A 22555-nucleotide genomic window follows, 5' to 3' on the forward strand; every position below is an offset into this window, starting at 1 on the left:
TATGACAAAAATAGGGAATTCCCTTTCGTAAAAAGTAAGGGTTTTCCCTAGCTACATTTAATCTCCTTCATACCATGGCGGTGGGGCTAGTAGTGCCTTGTTATAGCGCTCTGGAATTAATACTTTTACCATCATCGCACCACGGTCCCCACTCGATTCTTCCATTTCAAAAAAAGTTTCATATCCTCTTCGCGCATATACGTCTTTTAACCATGCCATTTTACGTGCAGATGTACCAAGTACAACCGCGGGTGCTTTTAATGTATCTCTTAAAATCGTCTCTTCTATATAAGTCATTAATTGTGCACCGTACCCTTCTCCAGCAAAATCTGGATCTGTCGCAAACCACCATATGAATGGAAATTGAGACACTTTATATTTCGGTTCCCACGGAAAGCGAATGGAGAGCATAGAAATAATGCGACCTTGTTTTTCTAAAACATAAGCCGAATTATATTTTATATTTTTCTCAATCATCTCTAAATCTGCATTCACAGAAGGCCAGTCTATACCAGCTTCTCTTAACGGCGTGAATGCACGATACATCAAATCTTGTAACACTGCAGCATCTTGTAATGTCGCCATTCTGATCGTCAATTGATTCACTATGAACCCCTCCATTTGGTTTACGATTAGTTTTAGCGTAACAGATTTATAGAAACGACTAAACAAAAAAGTCCAAGTTTTTCACTCGGACTTTTTAAACAGTTATGTGTGATTACGACTACCATTAAAGTAAGCATAAAGCAAACCTACAAATAGCCCCCCACCAATATAGTTTCCAATAAATGCAAAAACGATATTCTTAAGTACATCTAGCCATGATAATGCCTCTAAATTATAAAATATCATCCCTACGAATAAGCCAGCATTGTAAACAACATGTTCATAACCCATGAAAACGAAAATAATCACACCTATAGCAATAAAGAACGTTTTCGACAACCCCTCTTTAAACATCATCGAAACATAAATGCCGATATTGATAAAGAAATTAGCAAAGATACCTTTAACTAAAATGGCTTGCCATGTAGAAGCTACTGTTTTCGCATCTACAGTAGCTGTGAGTGCATGAATCATTTCTGGCGTCATGACTTTTGTAAAAATCATGAGTCCAAAGAGTACAAATGCCCCTAGAATATTTCCAATAAAACAAATTGTAAATAACCACATGGTCTTAGTGAGTGATATGGCATTGTAATACACGCCTACCGTTAAATACATAAAGTTACTTGTTAAAAGTTCGGAATGCGTGAGCACTATAAACACTAAGGCCACACTAAATGCCATGGCTCCCATCAAATTAATGACTGCCGGCGGTGCGCCGACGAGTTGTGTTTTCATAGCAAGCATGAATACCGTTACAATCGTAAGTAGAAATCCAGACATCATTGATTTTAAAACATATCTTGGAAACGCACGTTCAAGTAACACTTCCTTCATTGCAACTGAACCTACAATATTTTCAATGATTTCTCTTGAAGCATATGTATCTTTGAGGTGTTTCGTTGGTTTTTCAATTCCCATGGCATGGCCTCCTAAACAAATATAAAATTCCCTTTTATTTTACTAAATTGTACAAAATGATGGTAGTCTGAATAAAATAAAAAAGGATTAAGCCTTTTAAAAGTACTTAATCCTTCTATATTTTGCATATTAAAGTGACGCATTCTTTGAATGTGATTAATGGTAAAGCTTTAAAATATCGTATTGTCGGTCGTCATAAACGGCCATATGGGAATCACCATCTTCGAAACCCAAAGTTAAATGATTTATAGTTACTTTTCTTTATTTTTAGCACGCGTTAATGCTTTTAGCCCATAGGCAAACACACCGTAACCGATTGTCGTTTGAGTGAACCATTTTAAGAAATGATCTTTATCACATATGCGTGTCACCATTGCACCAATCGCTGAACTGAAAATATATAATCCTAACACTTTTAAATATCGTTGATTCATATTTGTCACCTCTAAAAAATTGTATAGAAGTTCTATGTAATATGATGAATCATTGCTTATTTCACTCTCATTGAACATCGCACATATTTTATATATTTAAATCATCATCCATCATAACTGATATTGTTGAATGGTCACTTTAAGCGTTACCGAAGACAATGAGAACATAACCATTGATGTACGACGCTCACCTTTTGAAGTAACAATTCTAGGATATTACGTAACTCCTATTTGAAACTTATTGCATTAAAAGCGTATCATATATCATAAAAAATAGAATGAAGGAAGTTGCCTAATTCTCGATAGACAACTCCCTTATTGTTTACAATAATCCGAGCCACTGCCAATACGTCATACTTAAAATAATTACTAAGATATAGCCAATAACGGTAATCGGTATGCCTGCTTTAAGAAAATCTTTAACAGTGAACGTTTCCGTACCGTAGGCAAGCATCCCTTGTGGCGAACTCACCGGTAATAAAAAGCCGAAGCTAATCACAAATTGTTGAATTAAAACAAAACCAATTGACATATCACCTAAGTTCAACGTCATCGTTAAAGAAATAAATACTGGAATTAATGCTGATGCTAAACTTGTCGCACTCGCAAATCCTAAGTGAATTAAGATATTAAAGAGCGAAATCAACGCAATCGTAGCGATGATGGGCATGTGTTGTAACCCCATTAAACCAAATGTTTGATCACTTAACCATTGGGCTGCTTTTGTTTGTAACAACACATTTCCTAATGCAATCCCTACGCCAAACACGATAATTGTACCCCAAGGTATTTTACTTTCAGCTTCTTTCCATGTCATCACACCAATCTTAGGCGTCAACATGACAGCTAATGCCAGTAATGTTATGGATGCAGAATCAATCGGGTGCAAGATTTTTTCTGTAGACCATAAAATGAGTAATGCGATAGAAATAATGATTAAACGCCACTCTTTTCCTGTAATTGGACCAAGAGCATTGAGTTGTTGTTGGACAAGTTCTTTTCCACCTTCAATTTCAGTTTGTTCAGGTGGAATGACTTTTAACATCACGAAATACAGCACGATTGACATAATAATTGACCAAGGTGCCGCATATAAAAACCACTCACCCCATGATACATCATGACCTAATTGACCATTGATAAAGTTTACAGCCACAATGTTTTGAGCCGCTGCCGTTTTAATTCCAATATTCCAAATAGACACGGCTTGCACAGCTGTAATAATTAATAACGCTGCAAGCTTACTTTGTTTTGCAGCACCAAATGCGGCCACCATTCCTAATAAGATGGGCACTACTGCACCTGCTCTTGCTGTAGCTGAAGGAACGAAAAACGCTAAAATAATTGACACTAAAATCGCACCAATGACAATGCGTTTCGTTTTATTACCTACTAACGATAACACCCATAATGCTAAACGTTTATGAAGTTGTGTAACCTGCATCGCCGTTGCTAAAAATAATGCCGCCGCGACAAGTGCAACTGCACTCGTTGAAAAACCACTGAACGCCAACTTCAATGCATTCGCCGTTCCAAATAAGTCAGAGCCACTTAATACATCTTTACCTATTTTAGGATTACCCAGTGATTCCGTTAAATTTTGTACGGGACTAAATCCTAATAATAAAATCATCAAGACGACAATCATGGTTGCAGAAACAGGATAACTTACCGCTTCCGTAACCCATAAAATTACAGCAAACGCTAAAATAGCTAAAGCACATTTCGCCATCACAGGTAAATTGTCCGATGTTGGCACAATTAAAATAAGCACTAATGCAATAAAACTTATACTAAACCATACCGGTTTAAAGGTTGGTTTTTTCTTAGATTTTCCAGCTGTTGCCATAAAAAACAACCCCTTTTATTAAGATCACTCTAAGTGTATCAATAAAAGAGGTAGATGCGTCATAAATGTTAAAACATTCACAAATTTTTTACATTTATTGTATAATTAAAAAGTTTATGATTTGAAACGATTAAATGTGTGATGCAATTGTGATACTGCAACACATGCATTAATTTCTTGACTCAACCGCACGCAATGTTTGATCACCAGGTTTAATCCATTGTCGTTTAGCCATAAAATGATAGATAAGCCATGTAACGATTATAGGTAATGCGAAATGAAAGACACCGATTAATAGCCATGTATGCAAGGAACTTCCCATTGTATGTATTGTCATAATTTGACCGACAAATCCACTTGTTCCCATTCCAGCACCTGCTGCATTATTCACCATTGGGAAAAATACTGTCATTATCGGTGCTATGACAGCACTTGCGAGTGTAGGTGGAATGAGTAGCAATGGTTTTAAGATAATATTCGGTACTTGCAACATACTTGTACCAATACCAATTGAAATTAAACCACTGATGCCATTATCTTTGTAACCCATTATCGCGAATCCTACCATTTGACATGCACAACCTACCGTTGCAGCACCTGCTGCAAGACCTGATAAATCGAGCATTAAAGCTAAAGCCGCGCTTGATATAGGTGCAGTCAAACATAGTCCGAATATGACAGCGACAATGATACCCATGAGTAAAGGTTGTTGATCTGTGGCTGCAATAATCAGCGTCCCTATTGCTTTCATCATTTCATTTAAGATTGGCCCTAAAAATTTAGCAACCGCACCACCAAGAATTAACGTTAACATCGGTGTAACGATAATATCTACTTTTGTTCTACTTGCATAAATGCGACTGATTTCTACGACTAATAATGTTGCCAAAAAAGCGCCTACTGCTCCACCTGCAAATGTGGTATAGCCCATCATTCCAACAATGAGTGCCGAAAAGATAACTAGCGGCTTACATTTAAAGCCATAGGCCATAGCAGCGCCTATCGCTGCGCCAGTTAACCCTTTAGCAACATTACCTACTTCAATTAAAAAACGTAAATCTAATTGTGGTAAAAGCGTTTGCTTCCCTATTGTTTCTAAAATCAAACCTATAATTAAAGAACTAAACAGTCCTAAAGTCATATAACTAAGTCCTTCGATAAACCAACGATGCAATAATTTTTTCAACTTTTATATCTCCCTCGAAGAAATTTGTATTGTTTTGCTATACATGTTTTATCTTACCATAGAATCTTCAATGAGGCGTATGTGTTTAGAGGGAAACAAAATTTTAATAAAAAAAATGTACTGTGCGGGGACACAGTACACTTTTTTAATCAACTTTAGTCCTACTTTCATAAGGAGGTCTATCAGATATTACTTTAAGGGTGTATGTTTTATCTTAATTGGGATCGAACAGTTCGGATTGGGAAATATTTTGATTAACTGTTCTATCATTACTATACTGTTTTTACTAAAGTATTACATCGGACGTAAGATTGTTTTTACTCTAAGACTTAAGTTTGATATCGATTGTTAATCGTAATAATTACTGTTTACAAATGTCTGAATACTCTTTATAATACGAAGAAGGTACAATTTTTTTGAATACAAATTGTATCACACAAAGACATTGTGCAACACACTCATCACAATGCCTTTGGTGTAAATCAGTCATTTTCAAACATGAGTCTTTCAATTTTTCCCCAACGAAAAGTTGAACTGGAATAGCTCAATATGTTCGCCTATTGAATTATTCCACCCCATAATGAGCTCCTTTACATTTTGATGTAGAGGAGTTTTTTATTTATCGAAAATACAATCTTTTATCCCCTCACGAAATAGTGAACTATTTCCAAATGAGTCATATGAGTTTACTCAAAATAATGGTAACGTTAAAATTATAAATAAGCAAGTACAATTTTAAGAGATAAATAAAGGGGTTGAAAGTATGGCAATTAAAGTAAAAGATTATATTTCAGAGCAATACGATTTATTTATTAATGGGGAATTTGTTAAACCTGATTCTGGAGAATATTTAAATGTGCAAAATCCTGCAACAAGTGAAACAATCACTCAAATTGCAAGAGCAAATGAATCAGACGTTGATAAAGCAGTGAAGGCTGCTCAAAACGCCTTTCCTGCATGGTCACGCAAATCTAAACAAGAACGCTCTGATTTATTACGTGAAATTAGTCAACGTATTTTAGAGAATAAAGAACGTTTAGCAACCATTGAAAGCATTAACACTGGTAAAGCATTACGAGAATCTTCTATGATTGATATTCCCTTTGCAGCACGCCATTATCAATATTTCGCAAGTGTTACAGACCTAGAAGAAGGCTCAATTAACCAAATTGACGACAATACATTAAGTTTAATTACACACGAACCCGTCGGTGTAGTGGGCGCCGTTGTCGCATGGAACTTCCCAATGTTACTAGCATCTTGGAAACTAGGTCCAGCACTTGCTGCTGGTAATACTGTTGTGATTCAACCTTCATCATCCACACCTGTAAGCTTATTAGAAACAGCCAAAATTTTTCAAGACGTCTTACCTCCTGGTGTAGTAAATATAGTTACAGGAAAAGGGTCTGAATCAGGTGATGCTATATTTAAGCATGAAGGTGTTGATAAATTATCTTTCACAGGATCTACAGAAGTAGGCTATCAAGTTGCTGAAGCTGGTGCTAAACGCATCGTCCCTACTACTTTAGAACTTGGGGGTAAAAGTGCCAACATTATTTTAGATGATGCAAATCAAGACGTCGCACTCGAAGGTAGCCAACTAGGTATTCTTTTCAACCAAGGTGAAGTATGTAGTGCTGGTTCACGCTTACTTGTACACGAAAAAATTTACGATGAATTTGTACCTAAACTGGTAGAAGCGTTTAAAAATATTAAAGTAGGCGACCCATTAGATATGAATACGCAAATGGGTTCGCAAACTGGAAAAGATCAAATTGAAAAAATCCAAAGTTATATCGATTATGCGAAATCACATGATGCAAATATATTAGTCGGTGGCGAACGTTTAACAGAGAATGGTCTAGACAAAGGTCACTTCTTCCAACCTACAATTATTGAAGTGAAGGACAATCGTAACAAATTGGCACAAGAAGAAATTTTCGGACCTGTACTCACTATTATTAAAATCAAAGATGATGAGGAAGCGATCTCCATTGCCAATGATTCTGAATATGGACTCGCAGGGGGTGTCTTTTCATCCAATATTAATCGTGCATTGCACATCGCGAAAAATATACGTACGGGACGTGTATGGATTAATACCTATAATCAAGTTCCTGAAGGCGCTCCATTTGGAGGATACAAGAAATCTGGTATCGGTCGTGAAACCTATAAAGATGCGATAGCCAATTACCAACAAATTAAAAATATTTATATCGATATCAGCAACGACACAAAAGGATTATATTAATAAACGCATTCTTAATATGCTTAACATCAATTCATTAGCCATCAACGTTCATCAATGCATGAACGTTGGTGGTTTCTTTATATTAGTACTTTCTCTCTTCCATACTTCAACTAGGCCATGTCTAACGCTTGTATTTTTTGACATTCGCTTCTTGAATACTTCTCCCACCATACAATATCTTCAATATGCACAATCATTTCTCAATTTAAATTAAAAAGTTCAGATTATCTCCTACTTCTTCTCAAAAAAAACATAGCGTTACAAATTACCATTTAGAATTATAATGTTTATTTCTGAAAATTAATATTATTAGAACTTTTGAAGGTCACAAATATGTCATTTTAATAAGATTCAAATGAAAATTTCACTCCTTTAATGTGAAAAAGCGTCACAGCGTTGCGGTATCATAAGGCTTAGAAAGATCATTTTTTCACAATCTCGAAAAATTCTTTATAAATACTATTTCAAAAGAATGATTACCCATCAAAATATCTCATTGTCGCTGTTGCATACGCTTTCAAAAACAGCTAATATTTGATTTGGAAAATAAGCGCGCTTATCTAAATGATATTTATGAGAGAAGAGGAAAGATTATGGATTTTATTTTAGGTATTGGAACATTGCTTGTAGTTTTACTAGCGATGACTTTGTTTCTAAAGTTTGCCCCTAACGGTAAAGTCAGTCTACAAGCACTATCAGGTGCAGCATGTGCCACTTTTTTACCTGAAGCATTTTTAAAATATGCGATTGGTGGCGTCTTCCATATTGAATATTTTACAAAATTAGGCGAAATTGCTGGAAGTTTAAGTGGTGTCGCTGTGGGTATTTTGACGTGTTTAAAATTTGGAGTGAATCCTGTATTTGCGGTTTTAACTGGGCTAGTCCTTTATGACTTTAAATTACTCCCAGCATTTATAGCAGCTTACTTTGTTGCATTTGGTATTAAATATTTAGAAAAGAAAGTTCCAGAAGGCTTAGATTTAATTTTAGTGATATTGTTATCACCCGCAATCACATACGGTATCGCATTTATCGTTTCACCAAGTGTCATCGCTGTACTTAAACAAATTGGTACGGCAGTCACTGCGGTAGGTGATAATAATCCGTATGCTTTAGCACTCGTTATTGGTGCAATTGTTCCTGTTGTCGGTATGACACCGTTAAGTTCAATGGTATTCACAAGCCTTCTTGGTTTAACAGGTATCCCTATGGCGATTGGTGCATTAGGCTGTATGGGCAGTTCGTTTGTCAATTTCGTCATGTTTAGAAAATTGAAAATCGGTAATCCTGGTAAAGCCTTTGCGGTTGCAATTGAACCCCTTACTCAAATTGATATTATTGCAAAATATCCAATTCAACTCTATGGTACAAATGCTATTGTTGGCATGGTCAACGGTCTCTTCATAACATATATGGGCATCGTTGTAGATCAACCAGGAATGGCAACCCCTATCGCTGGTCCGATTGTAGCTTTAGGTTTTAATGATGCTGTATCAACTGTAATTACAATCGTAGTCGTTGCAATCATCAGCATTGTACTCAGTTATATCATCGGAACATTCATTAATAAAAAACAAATCGGTTTAAGTTTAAATACACCCAAACTTTCAAAACAAATGAATTAAAGGAGCGATAACTTATGGCACGTACAAAAGATTATCAAAGTGCATTTGATGTAATAGGCCCAGTGATGATGGGACCTTCAAGTTCGCATACTGCTGGTGCAGTTAAAATTGGTCAAGCTGCGCGAGCGGTACTCGGAGATACACCTGAACGCATTCGTGTACATTATTATGAATCATTTGCAGAAACACATAAAGGTCATGGTACAGACCTAGCAATAATTGGCGGCCTGTTAGGATTTAGTACCTTTGATGCCCGTATCAAGTCTTCTACGACCATTGCACGTGATCAAGACATTCCATTTGAATTCATTGAAGAAAAAGGGTCAAGCCTTGGCGAACATCCGAACTGTGCGCTCATTATAATTGATAAAGGTGACCGTCATGTTGAGTTAAATGGTATTTCTATCGGTGGTGGTGCATTCAAAGTGAAAAGCATACATGTCAATGGGATGTGTATATTATTATCCCATACACCGAACTTATTAGTGATTGACGGTGAATGTAATATGTCAGAAATCAACCACTTAATTAATGACCTTGTGGATAAAAGTGTTGATATTAACGAAGAAATTAAAACGATGAATCAAGAGCGTTGTTTACTCGCTTTGCATTTAAACAAAGCCATTAAAGATGAACTCTTAGAAGAAATACGTCAAAAATATACGAATTTACAATTTTCATATATACAATAGTCTGGAGGAATCGACATGTTTGATTCAATGAAAGCATTAATCGAATACGCTGAAACACATTCTAAAACTTTTTCAGAAATTATGATTGAACATGAAATTGTCACACGTGGCCTTTCACGTGAAGAAGTGTTTGACATGATGCAACTCAATTTAGATACAATGCGCGATGCGGTAGAAAAAGGCTCTACAGGCGAAGGCGTAAAAAGTGTCACAGGATATACAGGTCAAGATGCCATTAAAGTTGCAAAATATAATGACACACATCAAGCACTTTCAGGACACGATATGATCTCAGCAGTACAAGGCGCAATTGCGACAAACGAAGTCAATGCAGCCATGGGTATCATTTGTGCAACACCTACAGCCGGTTCATCAGGTACGATTCCGGGCGTCCTATTTAAATTAGAAAAAACGCATCATTTAGACAATGATCAAATGATTCAATTTCTATTTGCAGCCTCGATGTGCGGAATGATTATTGCCAATAACGCATCCGTCGCTGGTGCAACTGGAGGTTGTCAAGCAGAAGTCGGTACAGCATCAGCGATTGCCGCTGCTGCAGCCGTTGAAACGTTTGGAGGTACGCCGGCACAAGCTGGGCATGCCATTGCGATTAGTTTAAGTAACTTATTAGGTCTCGTTTGTGACCCTGTAGCAGGTTTAGTCGAAATCCCATGTGTCATGCGAAATGCCATCGGTTCAGGAAATGGCTTAATCTCCGCTGATTTGGCATTAGCCGGTGTTGAAAGTCGTATTCCAGTAGATGAAGTCATTATGGCGATGGATAAAGTTGGAAGAAATTTACCAGCTTCATTACGTGAAACAGGTATAGGTGGTTTAGCTGGCACACCTACCGGACAAGCCATTAAAGAAAAAATCTTCGGTAGCTCTAGCCAAGAACAAGTATTCTCATAAAAAATGGCACCCGCATGTCGAAAGGACTGCGGGTGCTTTCATACTATTTATCTTTTTTTAGCAATCGAGGGTCATACGTTTTTTGTGAATGAACATGTTGATGCGTCTGTTTAACTTGCTCACTATCCGTTTGCTGATGTTTCACTGTAAAAACAATATAATGATAGATAAAGAAAATGATGATACTTAACGAAATAGATTGCATGAAAAGATATTGCCACGTGCCTGCAATTAAAAGGTTTTCAGCAATCGTCGTCGTGATGACTAAAGCAATAAATAATAGCACAAATTTTTTCAGCATCCATTTCACCCCTTATCCCCTTTTGGCCTTATACATGTTATACCACGAAAAAAGATGAAAAGATACCTTTTTCAGATAATTCTTACATCTAATTATTTTCTATATTATTCCATATGAATTGAAATAGTTCTTATTTTAAAAAACGATGCGTCATCATTCCGCTTCAAATAATTAAATCAAATATTAAGAAAACACTTTTATCTGTCTTCTAAAGTGTAAGTCAGATAAAAGTGTTGAATGTCACCTCACATCGCATTTATTGTTTGATATCGTTAAAATCGATAACGTTGCTGTGTTTATTTCGTTCTTCTCGATCTATAATGTGCATATATTCTTCAAATGTATGACCGTGGTATATCCAATTGCGCATTTTCATGTAAACTGGTTTGACCTTATTAACCGCAGCTTGTTCGACACGTTTACGTAAAATCCCATCTTGTACAAGTGAATACATAACATCAGCAACCATATTATATTCAATTGCGTGTTTCATCATTGTAAGAATTTCTACAGTAAGACCGTCTACAGTAGCGTTAAGTTTATTGTCTTCTCTAATATTTTTTGATAACCATGAAACAAAATTAAAGTACGTTTCATCATCCAATCCAAACACATGTGTTTGATAATATAACAAATCATTTAACGTTGCAGGCTCATAATATTTTGCATCTTTTAGGAAGTGATGGTACTCATCTGGTTCGAGCTCAAGTCCAACACTCGTAATATAGCCCTCTCCTACAATGAAATTACGCGTATGAGGCATTAAACGTGTGAAACGTCTTAACAATTTACGTATTTCAAGCAATGAATACGTTTTTTCTAAGTACTTATTCATGACATGTTGCAGTTGAGACAATGAATAAAGTCCGTATAGATTTGTTGTCGCTTCAATCACATCTTGCTCTAATTTAAATTGTTTGAGCGTCTCATGTTGTGTAACCCATTTTTCAACTTGAGCAATGATTTCTTCAGGTATCCATAATAAATGATAGCCTCTTTCATCTCGCTCCGTTTCAAAAATTAAAAACGATTCTGGAAAAGAAATATCTGTTTCAATCGATTCTCCATTTTGATTCATCGCTAAGATATGAAGAAATAAACGTTGTTGGTCCTCATTCATTTGATTTATCACTTCATTAAAGTAAGATTGTGTAACGATGGACGTAATAAGTAATGTTGCTATTTCATCCTTTTTCAATGCGGAATACCCTTTGATATGATGCTCCTTACAAAGTTGTTTTAACGCGTCAACTGTGGGGTTGCCTAACAATTGAATAAATTGATTTGGACTTTCTTGTTCTAACATTGAATTTAACATCGTTTCTAGTTGCGCTCGGTCTTCAACACTTTGATTTTTTAATAACGCTTTTAAATCTTTTTCCCAGTTAGTCATTATAAATCACCTATTTATATAATCTTAATTTCATTGTACTATTGATATCTTTAAAAACAAAATGACAAATGCATGAACATCATGTCACAACATATGCGATGCGTTTTAAGAAAACGAAACAAACACCTTCATTATTCAACTATTTGAACAATAAAGGTGTTAAAACGTGAATACGTCACTTTTGATTTCAAACACAAAATCTCAATGTGATTTGTAACATTATCGTCTGGATTTTGGATTTAAAGCATCTTTTAATCCTTCACCAATAAAGTTAATACATAAGATGGTTGTTGTAATGGCTAGTGCTGGTGGCATCCATATCCACGGCTTTCCTCTTAAAATATCCCCTTCTTGCGCATCGCTTAACATATTCCCCCATGTTGGAACGGTTTTGTCGATACCGAAACCTAGGAAACTCAAACCAGCCTCTGCTACAATTTGTACCGCAAATAGTAACGTGGCTTGAACGATAATGACACTTAATATGTTCGGTAGCAAATGTTTAAATAAAATTTTGAACACAGGTGTACCAATGGATTGCGCTGCTAAAAAGTATTCATTTTCTTTTTCTTGCATTACTTTACCACGTACAATACGCGCAACACCTACCCACGATAATGCGATTAATACAGCAGCAAGTACAAAGGCAGATCCATATTGGTTTTCGATTTTGCCACTGAACGTTGCATTTAATACCACAGCGAATGGAATAAATGGGAATAACATTACAAATTCGGTAAAACGCATCAGTATCGTATCAACCCAACCACCGTAATATCCAGAAATCATACCAATCAGTACCCCGATAATCATAAGACCAATTGTCGTAACCAGACCAAATAATAAGGAAACACGGCCAGAATATAACAAGCGACTGAAGATATCACGACCACCTGAATCTGTCCCTAACCAATGTTGTGCTGACATATCGCCTTTAATCATAACTAAATTTTGTAAGTTCGGATCAAAAGGAGCGATAAATGGTGCGATTAAAGAAATAAAGAATATTAATATTAAAATAATACTCGCTGCCATCGCAGGTTTATTTTTCAAAAACTTTTGGCGCGCAATGGCTAACGGTGAACGATTTTTAACTTTAATTTTTTCAGCCATAATACCCCTCCTAATTACTCTTAATTCTCGGATCTACAATACTATACGTAATATCCGATATCAGATTTGCGAGTAAACCTAAAAATGAGAAAAATAGGAGCAGTGCCATCATTAATGGATAATCTTTCCCTCCAATAGAATCGATTAATAATTTACCAATTCCTGGATATGAGAATATCGTTTCAGTTATGACTGCACCACCAAAAACGGATAGGACATCGGCACCAAAAAATGTCACTATAGGAATGATAGAGTTTCGTAAAATGTGCTTATTGTAAATTTTAGATTCTGAAAGCCCTTTCGCTCGCGCTGTACGAATATAATCTTTTCGTGAATTTTCAATAATGTCATTTCTTAAAAATTGTACATAACTTGCGGTAGAAAGTAACCCTAATACCGTACCAGGTAATATCGCATGGTATAACTTACTCATGTAGTAAGCGAATGAGCCTTCTTCAAGTCCAATTGCGACGGAACCTGAAAACGGAAACCAGCCGAGTTGAAATGCGAAAATGTAAATAGCAAAAACCCCTGCCACAAAAGACGGAATCGCAAGCATTAAATAATTCAAAAACTGAACACCATAGTCCAGTCCACTATACGGTTTCCGTCCAGATAGTATACCTAGTGGAAAAGCGACAAGATATGTAATCACGATACTTGTAACACCTAACAAAACAGTATTCGGCATACGTTCTTTGATTAAGTCCATGACTGGACGTTTATATCGAATGGAATCGCCGAGTTCCCCTTTTAGAACATTTTCTCCCCATTTTAAATATTGGATGTGAATGGGTTCATTAAACCCTAACTTTTCACGTTGTTCTTCATAATACTTCGCATCTATATTAGGATTCATTTGTCCTGTAAACGCATCACCAGGTTGTAATTTTGCAAGTACAAAGATAACAATCGACATCCCTATCAAAAGCGGGATCATTAATAAAAAACGTCTAATAATTAAAGTTGTCATTTCACCATCACCTCATCCTCTAAAAGAATACATGCTGCATAATGTTCTTCCCCTACTACACGGTAAGCAGGTTTTTGCTTTGCGCATTCCGGTTTTGCAACGGGACATCGCGTATGAAAAGGACATCCTTTAGGTGGGTCACTCGGTGATGGTAGGTCTCCTTGCAAAAGAATACGCTCTTTCTTTTCTCCAGGTTTAATTTCCGGAATAGCTGAAATTAAAGACTGTGTATACGGATGTTGTGGATGATTATATATATCATCGGCTGGTCCTTGTTCGACAATATGTCCTAGATACATTACACATATATAATCACTCACGTGTTTCACCACACTCAAATCATGTGCGATAAACAAATAACTCAAACCAAATTCTTCTTGAAGTTCATCCATAATGTTTAACACTTGTGATTGTACAGATACATCCAACGCACTGACAGGTTCATCCGCAATGATAAGTTTCGGTTTTAATGCTAAGGCGCGTGCGATACCAACACGTTGACGCTGACCGCCTGAAAACTCGTGCGCATATTTATAGTACGCCTGCTCATTCAAACCAACACGTAATAATAAATCTTTCACTTCACGTTCAATTTCTTTTTGTGATTTTTTATAAAAGTTACGAATAGGTTCTCCAACAATATCGCCAACCATTTGCATAGGATTTAATGACGCATATGGATCCTGGAAAACCATTTGGAACCCTTTGCGCGCTTCGCGTAATGCTTTCCCACGAAGTTTTGTAATATCCTTACCACAAAAATGTATTTCACCTGAGGTCACATTTTGTAACCGTAAAATGGTGCGTCCTGCTGATGATTTTCCACAACCAGACTCCCCTACAAGGCCAACTGTTTGCCCTTTTTTAACATTAAATGAAATGCCATCGACAGCTTTCACTTCACCGATTTTACGTTGAAACACTCCTCCTTTTATTGGATAGTACTGTTTTAAGTCTTTTACTTCTAAAACATAGTCATTAGACATTCACTTTCCCCTCCTTACGCATCACCGCTTCATCGTACAAATGACAAGACACTTTGTGTGACGCATTAATCACACTTGTTTTAAGATTTACGTCCGTACAAGACGGCATCGCATACGGACATCGGTTCGCAAAACTACACCCCACCTCTGGAAGTTCATCTAAATTAGGAACCGTCCCTTTGATCGTCTCTAATCGGTCTTGTTTTTGATCTAAACGTGGAATTGCTTTTAACAACAATTTTGTATAAGGATGTTTGGGTGTTTTAAAAATATCTTTAACAGGAGCACGTTCAACAATTTTCCCCGCATACATAACAGCCACTGTGTCACATATTTCTGAAATCACACCTAAATCATGTGAAATAAAGATAATGCCCATATTTGTTTCACTCTGAATTTTTTTAAGCAATTCTAAAATTTGAGCCTGTACCGTTACATCTAGCGCTGTCGTTGGTTCATCTGCAATTAATAATTCAGGTGCACAAGATATTGCCATCGCTATCATGACACGTTGGCGCATACCTCCTGACAGTTGATGTGGATATTCATGAATGACTTTATCAGCACGTGGAATGCCCACTTGCTTTAACAATTCAATTGCTCTTGATTCCGCTTCTTTTTTTGAAATCTTCAAATGTAGAACCATCATTTCAATCAGTTGATTTCCAATGGTAAACACTGGATTTAAAGATGTCATCGGTTCTTGAAATATCATTGCAAGTTCTTTGCCACGAATTTGATTTAATTCTGTCATCGGTATATTATCAATCCGCTTTCCTTTGTAATACACTTCACCTTCATTAATCGAGCCTATTTTATCTGGAAGTAAACGTAGAATAGACATGCTCAGTACGGATTTACCTGAACCTGATTCGCCGACAATGCCCATGACTTCACCACGTTTTAAAGTTAAACTCACCTTGGAAATCGCGTTATAGTTCTTACCATTAATATCAAAACCTGTACTTAAATTTTTAACCTCTAATAGATGCTTCTCTGTCATCATTAGATCCCCCCTTTTGTGCAAGTTTTACGTATGTGTTGCTCATTAGATTATTTCGATTATTACATGTTTGTAGATATACAAATGGATTGAGCGCTCAATACGCCCAATCCGTTTGTTTGGTATTACTTATCCTTTTCAACTGTCCACTCATAAATTGGGTTCGAACCATTTAAACCAACTTCAACGTTTTTCACTTTATCGTTCACCGCTGTAATATCTTTTAATTCAGCGATTGGAATGACTGGTACGTCTTCAGCCATGATTTTTTGCCATTCTAAGTATTTGGCTTTACGCTTCTCTTTGTCATCTCCGACAACTTTCGTATCCAATGCTTCTTTTAATAATTTGTCTGCTTTTGGATTGTTATAACGAGATTCATTCCACAGCGCTGTAGATTTATAAAGTCCAGATGGATCAGGATCTGCCCCTTGTTGCCAACTTCTAAAATATGACTCCATATCTTTCGTTGAATTCTCTAAATCCTGTCCAAACTTACCAAATTCTACCATTTCTGTTTTTGTTTTTAAGCCAACTTTTTCCCAATACCCTTTGATAGCAGCCGTACGTGGTTCAAATGTTGGATTTGAACCAGCATAATGTTTTAAGTTTACAACAAATGGTTTACCATCTGGTCCTTCACGCCATCCGTCTTTATCCTTATCCTTATAACCCGCTTCATCTAAAAGCTTTTTCGCTTTTTTAACATCATAGTTATATTCGTGAACGTCACCTTCTTTAGCACCACTCCAATGAGAAGAAGGAATTAAACCATTTAACGGCTTACCATAGCCATAGAAAAATGCATCAATCCACTCTTTACGGTTAATCGCATGTGCCATCGCTTGACGTAATTTTTTATCTTGATATTTCGGACGTTCTTTTCCAATTGTTTGAGTTTTCTTATCATAATCATGTAATACAAAACCGATAATCGCATATGACGTAGATGGCGATTCTAATAAGTTGACCCCTTCAGCACCATTATCTTTAATTTCTTTTGCGATAGGTGCCGTCACTTGTGCCATATCAATTTCACCTTTTTCTAACGCTTGTGTCATCGTCGTTTGTTCAATCACACGTAAATTAACTTTGTCAAGCTTAGGTTCACCTTGCCAATAGTCTTTAAACTTTTCTAACTCAACAGACTCGCCATCAACAATTTTCTTAACTTTGTATGGTCCGATACCAATTGGATTTTTACGTACAGCCTCAGATTTACCCATTTCTTTTACAGGGATATCTTTAAAAATCTTTTCACTTAATGGTGCGCTCGTCCATAATTCAAGTAAATTATTGGCTTTATGTTCTTTAAATTTAATTTCAGCCGTATAGTCATCAATCTTTTTAATTCCAGAAATCGAATTTGCTTCACCCTTATGTTTTGCATCTGCCCCTTCAATGATTTCGACCCCGTTATAACGTGGGCCATCATAATCTGGATCCGCAATTGTTTCTAATGTAAATAGCCAGTCGTTAATTGTAAAATCATTGCCATCATGCCATTTAATACCTTTTTTCACTTTAAACTTATATGTAAGATCGTCACCTTTTTTTGTTCCCACGACAAAATCTTAGGTTTAATGTTTAATTCTTTGTCAAATTCAACAAGACTATCATTAAAATAACTAATAACATCAGAGTCACTTGTTGAACCTGCAAAAACAGATTGAAAATTCCCTTCAGGCGCTGCAGCCAAACCTACGTTTAGTGTGCCACCTTTTGCATCACTTTTCCCTGTTTTACTCTTCGTCTCACCTGATCCAGAATCACCCTTACCGCACGCACTTAACACTAAAACTAAGCACGCAATAATCATTACAAACACATTCAGTTTCGCTTTCATTCGCGTTCCCCCTTCTCATATTTGATGTTATTAACATTAATTATCATATTTGTCAGACAATTTTGTCAATAACAATATGCGTGGCGGAACATAATTAAATAAGAATACTAGTGTGTTTTTAATATACAAGAACTGCATGTATATCAGTCGTATCAAGGGATTTAAAGCTATTTAACGCAATAAAGAAATTCAATAAACTTTTTTAAAAAATTGTTGTTTACAGATGGTCATTATCATAAAAAAATACAGAATAGCCTGATGAAGCATAAAAACGATCATCATAGGTTATTCTGTATATACATACATTTTTAGTGTCTTCTCAGAAAAGACACTAAACGTGTATGTTATCTAAAGCTTCTCCCACAGGTTGGTCACCATCAAGAACTTGAAATTCTTTTCCTTGATGTTTTGATTGCGTAATGATTTCAAACAGTACACGTGCTACATTTTCCCGTGAAATTTCGCGTTTATCTGGTTTTTCAAATAATGATGCTATACTTACACTCCCACTGCCTTGCGCGTTTGTTAAGCCACCTGGGTGCACAATTGTCGCTGTAATGTGACTACGTCTTAAATAATCATCTGCATAATGTTTTGCAATTGTATATGGTTTTAAATCACCACCAGCATCAATCGCTTCACGTCGAGAATCCCAAGTAGAAACCATGACAAAATGAGAGATGTTTGCATCTTCACATGCTTTTATCACTTTAACAGCCCCATCTAAATCGACAGCAATGGTTTTATCAGCACCCGTTTTGCCGCCAGAACCTACGGAAAATACGACTTGATCATATCCTTCAAGTTTTGATTGCAATGTTTCTATACTGTCATGCTCTACATCAATCTGTGTCGCTTTTATCCCCTTTGCTTCTAAAGCTTCTTTTTGAGATGCTTGTCGTACACCTGCAGTAAAATCTTGGTGGTTCTCTTTCAACAATTGCACGAGATGGCGTCCAACACCGCCATTCGCACCAAGTACAAATGTTTTTCCCATATCGATAACCTCCAATCATTTGATAATGCCATGGTATAACAAAGTGAGAGACATCACACATGATGTGCTTATCATTTAAAAGCACATTGTGAGTATAGTGATGTCGATGCCTCTCTATATAATTAGAACTTCTTTTTTCCTATTTAAATGTTAAAAAATTTCAAGACTTTTAAACTCGCACAATCATTTAATTGTTTTGAATGTACTTCCTAAAAATACAAATACCAATATTAAAAAACAATTGTGTCAGTTTTATATACAAAATATATACAAATAATGACAATGCGCAAACGCTTTCAAAATTTACGTGATATATTTCACATGAGTTGATATACTGATTGTGAAATGATGAACAATGGAGGTTTGATCATGATTTATGAAGCGAAAACACAAACAAATGCTTGGAAAGGTTTTAAGACGGGACTCTGGTCTCATCGTGTTGATGTCCGTGATTTCATACAACTGAACTTCACAGGCTATACAGGTGATGACTCATTTTTAGAAGGCCCTACAGAAGCTACAAAACAACTTTGGGACCAAGTCATGACACTCTCAAAAGAAGAACGTGAACGTGGTGGCATGTGGGATATGGATACAAAAATTCCATCTTCAATTACATCGCATGACGCAGGTTACTTAAATGAATCGCTTGAACAAATTGTTGGGGTACAAACTGAAAAGCCATTCAAACGTTCAATGCAACCTTTTGGTGGTATTCGTATGGCTAAAGCGGCTTGCGAAGCATATGGCTATGAATTAGATAAAGAAACTGAACGTATTTTCACTGACTATCGTAAAACACATAACCAAGGTGTGTTCGATGCATACTCTAAAGAAATGTTAGCATGTCGTAAAGCGGGAATTATTACTGGATTACCAGATGCTTATGGCCGTGGTCGTATTATTGGCGACTACCGTCGTGTCGCACTCTACGGTGTAGATTTCTTAATGGCTGAGAAACAAAAAGACTTTGAAAATCTATCAACGACAATGTCAGAAGATATCATCCGTTTACGTGAGGAATTGTCTGAACAATACCGCTCTTTAAAAGAATTAAAAGAATTAGGTAATATCTACGGTTTTGACTTAAGCCGTCCAGCTGAAAACTTCAAGGAAGCCGTTCAATGGTTATACCTTGCTTATCTTGCTGCAATTAAAGAACAAAACGGTGCTGCGATGAGTCTTGGTCGTACGTCAACATTCTTAGACATTTATGCTCAACGTGATTTAGACAATGGTACGATTACTGAGTCTGAAGTTCAAGAGATTATCGACCATTTCATTATGAAATTACGTCTTGTAAAATTCGCACGTACACCAGATTACAATGAGTTATTCTCAGGCGATCCAACTTGGGTAACTGAATCGATTGGTGGTGTTGGTTTAGACGGTCGTGCAATGGTAACGAAAAACTCTTTCCGTTTCTTACATTCACTTGATAACTTAGGCCCAGCACCTGAACCAAACTTAACTGTATTATGGTCAACTCGCTTACCAGAGAACTTCAAAAAATACTGTACAAAAATGAGTATTAAAACAAGTTCTATCCAATATGAGAATGATGATTTAATGCGTGAAAGCTATGGTGATGACTACGGTATCGCATGTTGTGTATCAGCAATGCGAATTGGTAAACAAATGCAATTCTTTGGAGCACGTGCCAACCTTGCGAAAACATTACTGTATGCGATTAACGGTGGTAAAGATGAAAAATCAGGTCAACAAGTTGCACCGAACTTCAAAGCCATCGAGTCAGAAGTGTTAGATTATGATGAAGTCTATGCACGCTTTGATGAAATGATGGAATGGCTTGCTGGTGTTTACATTAACTCACTTAACGTCATTCACTATATGCATGATAAATACAGCTATGAACGTATTGAAATGGCACTTCACGATACAGATGTTCACCGTACAATGGCAACAGGTATCGCGGGTCTGTCAGTAGCTGCTGACTCATTATCAGCAATCAAATACGGAACTGTAAAAACAATTCGTGATGAAAATGGCTTAGTTGTTGACTTCGAAACAACTGGCGAATATCCAAAATATGGTAACAACGATTCACGTGTAGATGACATTGCTGTTCAACTTGTTGAAAGCTTCATGAGAAAATTACGTAAGCACAAAACATACCGTGAGTCTGAACATACTATGAGTGTATTAACAATCACATCTAACGTCGTATATGGTAAGAAAACAGGTAACACACCAGACGGTCGTAAAGCAGGCGAACCATTTGCACCTGGTGCGAACCCAATGCATGGTCGTGATGAACACGGTGCACTTGCTTCATTATCATCCGTAGCAAAATTACCATACGATTGTTGTAAAGATGGTATTTCGAACACATTTAGTATCGTTCCTAAATCATTAGGTAAAGAAGACGATACGCAACAACAAAACTTAGTAAGTATTTTAGATGGTTATGCGATGCAACATGGTCATCACTTAAACATTAACGTATTTAACCGTGAAACATTACTAGATGCAATGGAGCATCCAGAAGAATACCCACAACTTACAGTACGTGTTTCTGGTTACGCAGTAAACTTTATTAAATTGACACGTGAACAACAACTTGATGTCATTTCAAGAACATTCCACGAGTCTATGTAACACAAATTTTAACTAACGCTAAATTTTAACTAACGCTTTTGAAAACGGGGAGATATCAATGATTCAAGGACATATTCATTCAGTAGAAAGTCTAGGAACAGTAGATGGTCCAGGCCTACGCTATATCCTATTTTTACAAGGATGTTTGCTGCGCTGCTTATACTGTCATAACCCTGACACCTGGAAAGTGAACACCCCCTCACGACGAGCAACAGCAGATGAGCTTATTCATGAGATCACGCCTTATCTTCCCTACTTTCAAAGTTCTGGTGGTGGTGTAACGGTAAGCGGTGGAGAGCCCCTACTCCAAATGCCGTTTATTACTGAATTATTCAAACTGTGTCATGAACATGGCATTCACACCTGTGTCGATACTTCTTTAGGCTGTGCCAATGATACAGATGCATTTAAGAAACATTTTGAAACGTTACGCCAACATACTGATTTGTTTATGGTTGATATTAAACACATCGATGACGACAAACACCGGCATTTAACAGGAAAGTCAAATAAGCCTATATTGAAATTCATTCAATATTTGAATGCACACAATCAACCTATTTGGATTCGTCATGTACTTGTCCCAGGTCTGACAGATGCCCCTGAAGACTTGAAAAAATTAGGTGCGTTTATTAATTCACTTGATAACGTCGAAAAGTTCGAAATACTCCCTTACCATGAACTCGGCGTGCATAAATGGCAAGCACTTGGCGTTCCATATCAACTCTCATCTGTTGCGCCCCCAACAGATGAAGACGTTCAGAAAGCCTATGATCTTATTCAGTTCAAAGGGACTGCGTCGATGAAATCTTTAGCCAAGTAATTCATCTCGCGTCCATACAAAC

Annotated in this window: 18 protein-coding genes and 1 pseudogene; 6 read left to right on the forward strand and 13 right to left on the reverse strand. The window is 36.6% G+C overall.

The features are described from left to right. Positions 1-57: 57 nt before the first annotated feature. From GJE18_RS09860 to GJE18_RS09880, 5 genes are all read right to left on the reverse strand, one after another. Positions 58-606, reverse strand: coding sequence for a GNAT family N-acetyltransferase (locus GJE18_RS09860; protein ID WP_107368232.1), 549 nt, complete (start codon positions 604-606; stop codon positions 58-60). 102 nt (positions 607-708) lie between these two features. Further along, entirely contained in the window at positions 709-1527 is an 819-nt protein-coding gene (locus GJE18_RS09865; protein WP_107368231.1) for a formate/nitrite transporter family protein, read from the reverse strand. A gap of 251 nt (positions 1528-1778) precedes the next feature. After that, positions 1779-1961 (reverse strand): hypothetical protein, encoded by a 183-nt coding sequence (locus GJE18_RS09870; protein WP_037566517.1) that lies wholly within the window; start codon positions 1959-1961, stop codon positions 1779-1781. 322 nt (positions 1962-2283) lie between these two features. Further along, positions 2284-3810 carry an SLC13 family permease gene (locus tag GJE18_RS09875; RefSeq protein ID WP_103345346.1) on the reverse strand — a complete coding sequence of 509 codons (1527 nt, stop codon included), beginning with the start codon at positions 3808-3810 and terminating at the stop codon, positions 2284-2286. Between the two features lie 169 nt (positions 3811-3979). Further along, positions 3980-4996 (reverse strand): PTS sugar transporter subunit IIC, encoded by a 1017-nt coding sequence (locus tag GJE18_RS09880; RefSeq protein WP_103345345.1) that lies wholly within the window; start codon positions 4994-4996, stop codon positions 3980-3982. A gap of 763 nt (positions 4997-5759) precedes the next feature. Here GJE18_RS09880 and GJE18_RS09885 point away from each other — a divergent pair. From GJE18_RS09885 to sdaAA, 4 genes are all read left to right on the forward strand, one after another. Next, entirely contained in the window at positions 5760-7247 is a 1488-nt protein-coding gene (locus GJE18_RS09885) for an aldehyde dehydrogenase family protein (protein ID WP_107368230.1), read from the forward strand. A gap of 593 nt (positions 7248-7840) precedes the next feature. Then, positions 7841-8872, forward strand: a complete 1032-nt coding sequence (locus GJE18_RS09890; protein WP_037567799.1) for a PTS sugar transporter subunit IIC — start codon at positions 7841-7843, stop codon at positions 8870-8872. A gap of 14 nt (positions 8873-8886) precedes the next feature. Continuing rightward, on the forward strand, positions 8887-9564 hold the full coding sequence (sdaAB, locus tag GJE18_RS09895) for an L-serine ammonia-lyase, iron-sulfur-dependent subunit beta (RefSeq protein WP_107376429.1): 678 nt from the start codon (positions 8887-8889) through the stop codon (positions 9562-9564). 15 nt (positions 9565-9579) lie between these two features. After that, positions 9580-10479, forward strand: coding sequence for an L-serine ammonia-lyase, iron-sulfur-dependent, subunit alpha (gene sdaAA / locus GJE18_RS09900; RefSeq protein ID WP_107368577.1), 900 nt, complete (start codon positions 9580-9582; stop codon positions 10477-10479). A gap of 43 nt (positions 10480-10522) precedes the next feature. Here the strand turns inward: sdaAA and GJE18_RS09905 are convergent, their stop codons facing one another. The 8 genes and pseudogenes from GJE18_RS09905 to GJE18_RS09940 all read right to left on the reverse strand — a co-directional run bounded on the left by GJE18_RS09905 (position 10523) and on the right by GJE18_RS09940 (position 19091). Beyond that, the gene (locus GJE18_RS09905; protein ID WP_060551747.1) at positions 10523-10780 is read right to left on the reverse strand and encodes a hypothetical protein; all 258 of its coding nucleotides are present in this window, start codon (positions 10778-10780) and stop codon (positions 10523-10525) included. 256 nt (positions 10781-11036) lie between these two features. Continuing rightward, positions 11037-12173 carry a hypothetical protein gene (locus tag GJE18_RS09910; RefSeq protein WP_107368578.1) on the reverse strand — a complete coding sequence of 379 codons (1137 nt, stop codon included), beginning with the start codon at positions 12171-12173 and terminating at the stop codon, positions 11037-11039. A 219-nt stretch (positions 12174-12392) separates the two neighbouring features. After that, entirely contained in the window at positions 12393-13286 is an 894-nt protein-coding gene (gene opp4C / locus GJE18_RS09915) for an oligopeptide ABC transporter permease (RefSeq protein ID WP_107368579.1), read from the reverse strand. A gap of 10 nt (positions 13287-13296) precedes the next feature. Then, the gene (opp4B, locus tag GJE18_RS09920; RefSeq protein WP_103345659.1) at positions 13297-14259 is read right to left on the reverse strand and encodes an oligopeptide ABC transporter permease; all 963 of its coding nucleotides are present in this window, start codon (positions 14257-14259) and stop codon (positions 13297-13299) included. Then, complete coding sequence (locus GJE18_RS09925; protein ID WP_037567785.1) at positions 14256-15245, reverse strand: ABC transporter ATP-binding protein; 990 nt, start codon at positions 15243-15245, stop codon at positions 14256-14258. Before GJE18_RS09925 ends, opp4B begins: the two co-directional genes overlap by 4 nt. Continuing rightward, on the reverse strand, positions 15238-16248 hold the full coding sequence (locus GJE18_RS09930; protein WP_107376440.1) for an ABC transporter ATP-binding protein: 1011 nt from the start codon (positions 16246-16248) through the stop codon (positions 15238-15240). Before GJE18_RS09930 ends, GJE18_RS09925 begins: the two co-directional genes overlap by 8 nt. A 125-nt stretch (positions 16249-16373) precedes the next feature. Beyond that, a pseudogene (opp4A, locus tag GJE18_RS09935) lies at positions 16374-18094 on the reverse strand (oligopeptide ABC transporter substrate-binding protein). A 331-nt stretch (positions 18095-18425) separates the two neighbouring features. Continuing rightward, entirely contained in the window at positions 18426-19091 is a 666-nt protein-coding gene (locus GJE18_RS09940; protein ID WP_107368580.1) for an SDR family oxidoreductase, read from the reverse strand. Positions 19092-19460: 369 nt separating this feature from the next. Between GJE18_RS09940 and pflB the strand changes: the two genes are divergently transcribed. Continuing rightward, complete coding sequence (pflB, locus tag GJE18_RS09945; RefSeq protein WP_037567779.1) at positions 19461-21710, forward strand: formate C-acetyltransferase; 2250 nt, start codon at positions 19461-19463, stop codon at positions 21708-21710. Between the two features lie 58 nt (positions 21711-21768). Continuing rightward, positions 21769-22533 carry a pyruvate formate-lyase-activating protein gene (pflA, locus tag GJE18_RS09950; protein ID WP_060551752.1) on the forward strand — a complete coding sequence of 255 codons (765 nt, stop codon included), beginning with the start codon at positions 21769-21771 and terminating at the stop codon, positions 22531-22533. Positions 22534-22555: the final 22 nt, after the last annotated feature.

Origin of the sequence: Staphylococcus agnetis, from assembly GCF_011466855.1 — a bacterium.
Lineage (GTDB): Bacteria > Bacillota > Bacilli > Staphylococcales > Staphylococcaceae > Staphylococcus > Staphylococcus agnetis.

Bases quoted from the DNA above. Each gene is read 5' to 3' on its own strand.
- GJE18_RS09910 (WP_107368578.1), bottom strand. From the start codon at position 12,173: ATGACTAACTGGGAAAAAGATTTAAAAGCGTTATTAAAAAATCAAAGT.
- GJE18_RS09885 (WP_107368230.1), top strand. From the start codon at position 5,760: ATGGCAATTAAAGTAAAAGATTATATTTCAGAGCAATACGATTTATTT.
- GJE18_RS09890 (WP_037567799.1), top strand. From the start codon at position 7,841: ATGGATTTTATTTTAGGTATTGGAACATTGCTTGTAGTTTTACTAGCG.
- opp4B (WP_103345659.1), bottom strand. From the start codon at position 14,259: ATGACAACTTTAATTATTAGACGTTTTTTATTAATGATCCCGCTTTTG.
- GJE18_RS09875 (WP_103345346.1), bottom strand. From the start codon at position 3,810: ATGGCAACAGCTGGAAAATCTAAGAAAAAACCAACCTTTAAACCGGTA.
- GJE18_RS09925 (WP_037567785.1), bottom strand. From the start codon at position 15,245: ATGTCTAATGACTATGTTTTAGAAGTAAAAGACTTAAAACAGTACTAT.
- GJE18_RS09870 (WP_037566517.1), bottom strand. From the start codon at position 1,961: ATGAATCAACGATATTTAAAAGTGTTAGGATTATATATTTTCAGTTCA.
- GJE18_RS09940 (WP_107368580.1), bottom strand. From the start codon at position 19,091: ATGGGAAAAACATTTGTACTTGGTGCGAATGGCGGTGTTGGACGCCAT.
- pflB (WP_037567779.1), top strand. From the start codon at position 19,461: ATGATTTATGAAGCGAAAACACAAACAAATGCTTGGAAAGGTTTTAAG.
- sdaAA (WP_107368577.1), top strand. From the start codon at position 9,580: ATGTTTGATTCAATGAAAGCATTAATCGAATACGCTGAAACACATTCT.
- GJE18_RS09865 (WP_107368231.1), bottom strand. From the start codon at position 1,527: ATGGGAATTGAAAAACCAACGAAACACCTCAAAGATACATATGCTTCA.
- pflA (WP_060551752.1), top strand. From the start codon at position 21,769: ATGATTCAAGGACATATTCATTCAGTAGAAAGTCTAGGAACAGTAGAT.
- GJE18_RS09930 (WP_107376440.1), bottom strand. From the start codon at position 16,248: ATGACAGAGAAGCATCTATTAGAGGTTAAAAATTTAAGTACAGGTTTT.
- GJE18_RS09905 (WP_060551747.1), bottom strand. From the start codon at position 10,780: ATGCTGAAAAAATTTGTGCTATTATTTATTGCTTTAGTCATCACGACG.
- opp4C (WP_107368579.1), bottom strand. From the start codon at position 13,286: ATGGCTGAAAAAATTAAAGTTAAAAATCGTTCACCGTTAGCCATTGCG.
- sdaAB (WP_107376429.1), top strand. From the start codon at position 8,887: ATGGCACGTACAAAAGATTATCAAAGTGCATTTGATGTAATAGGCCCA.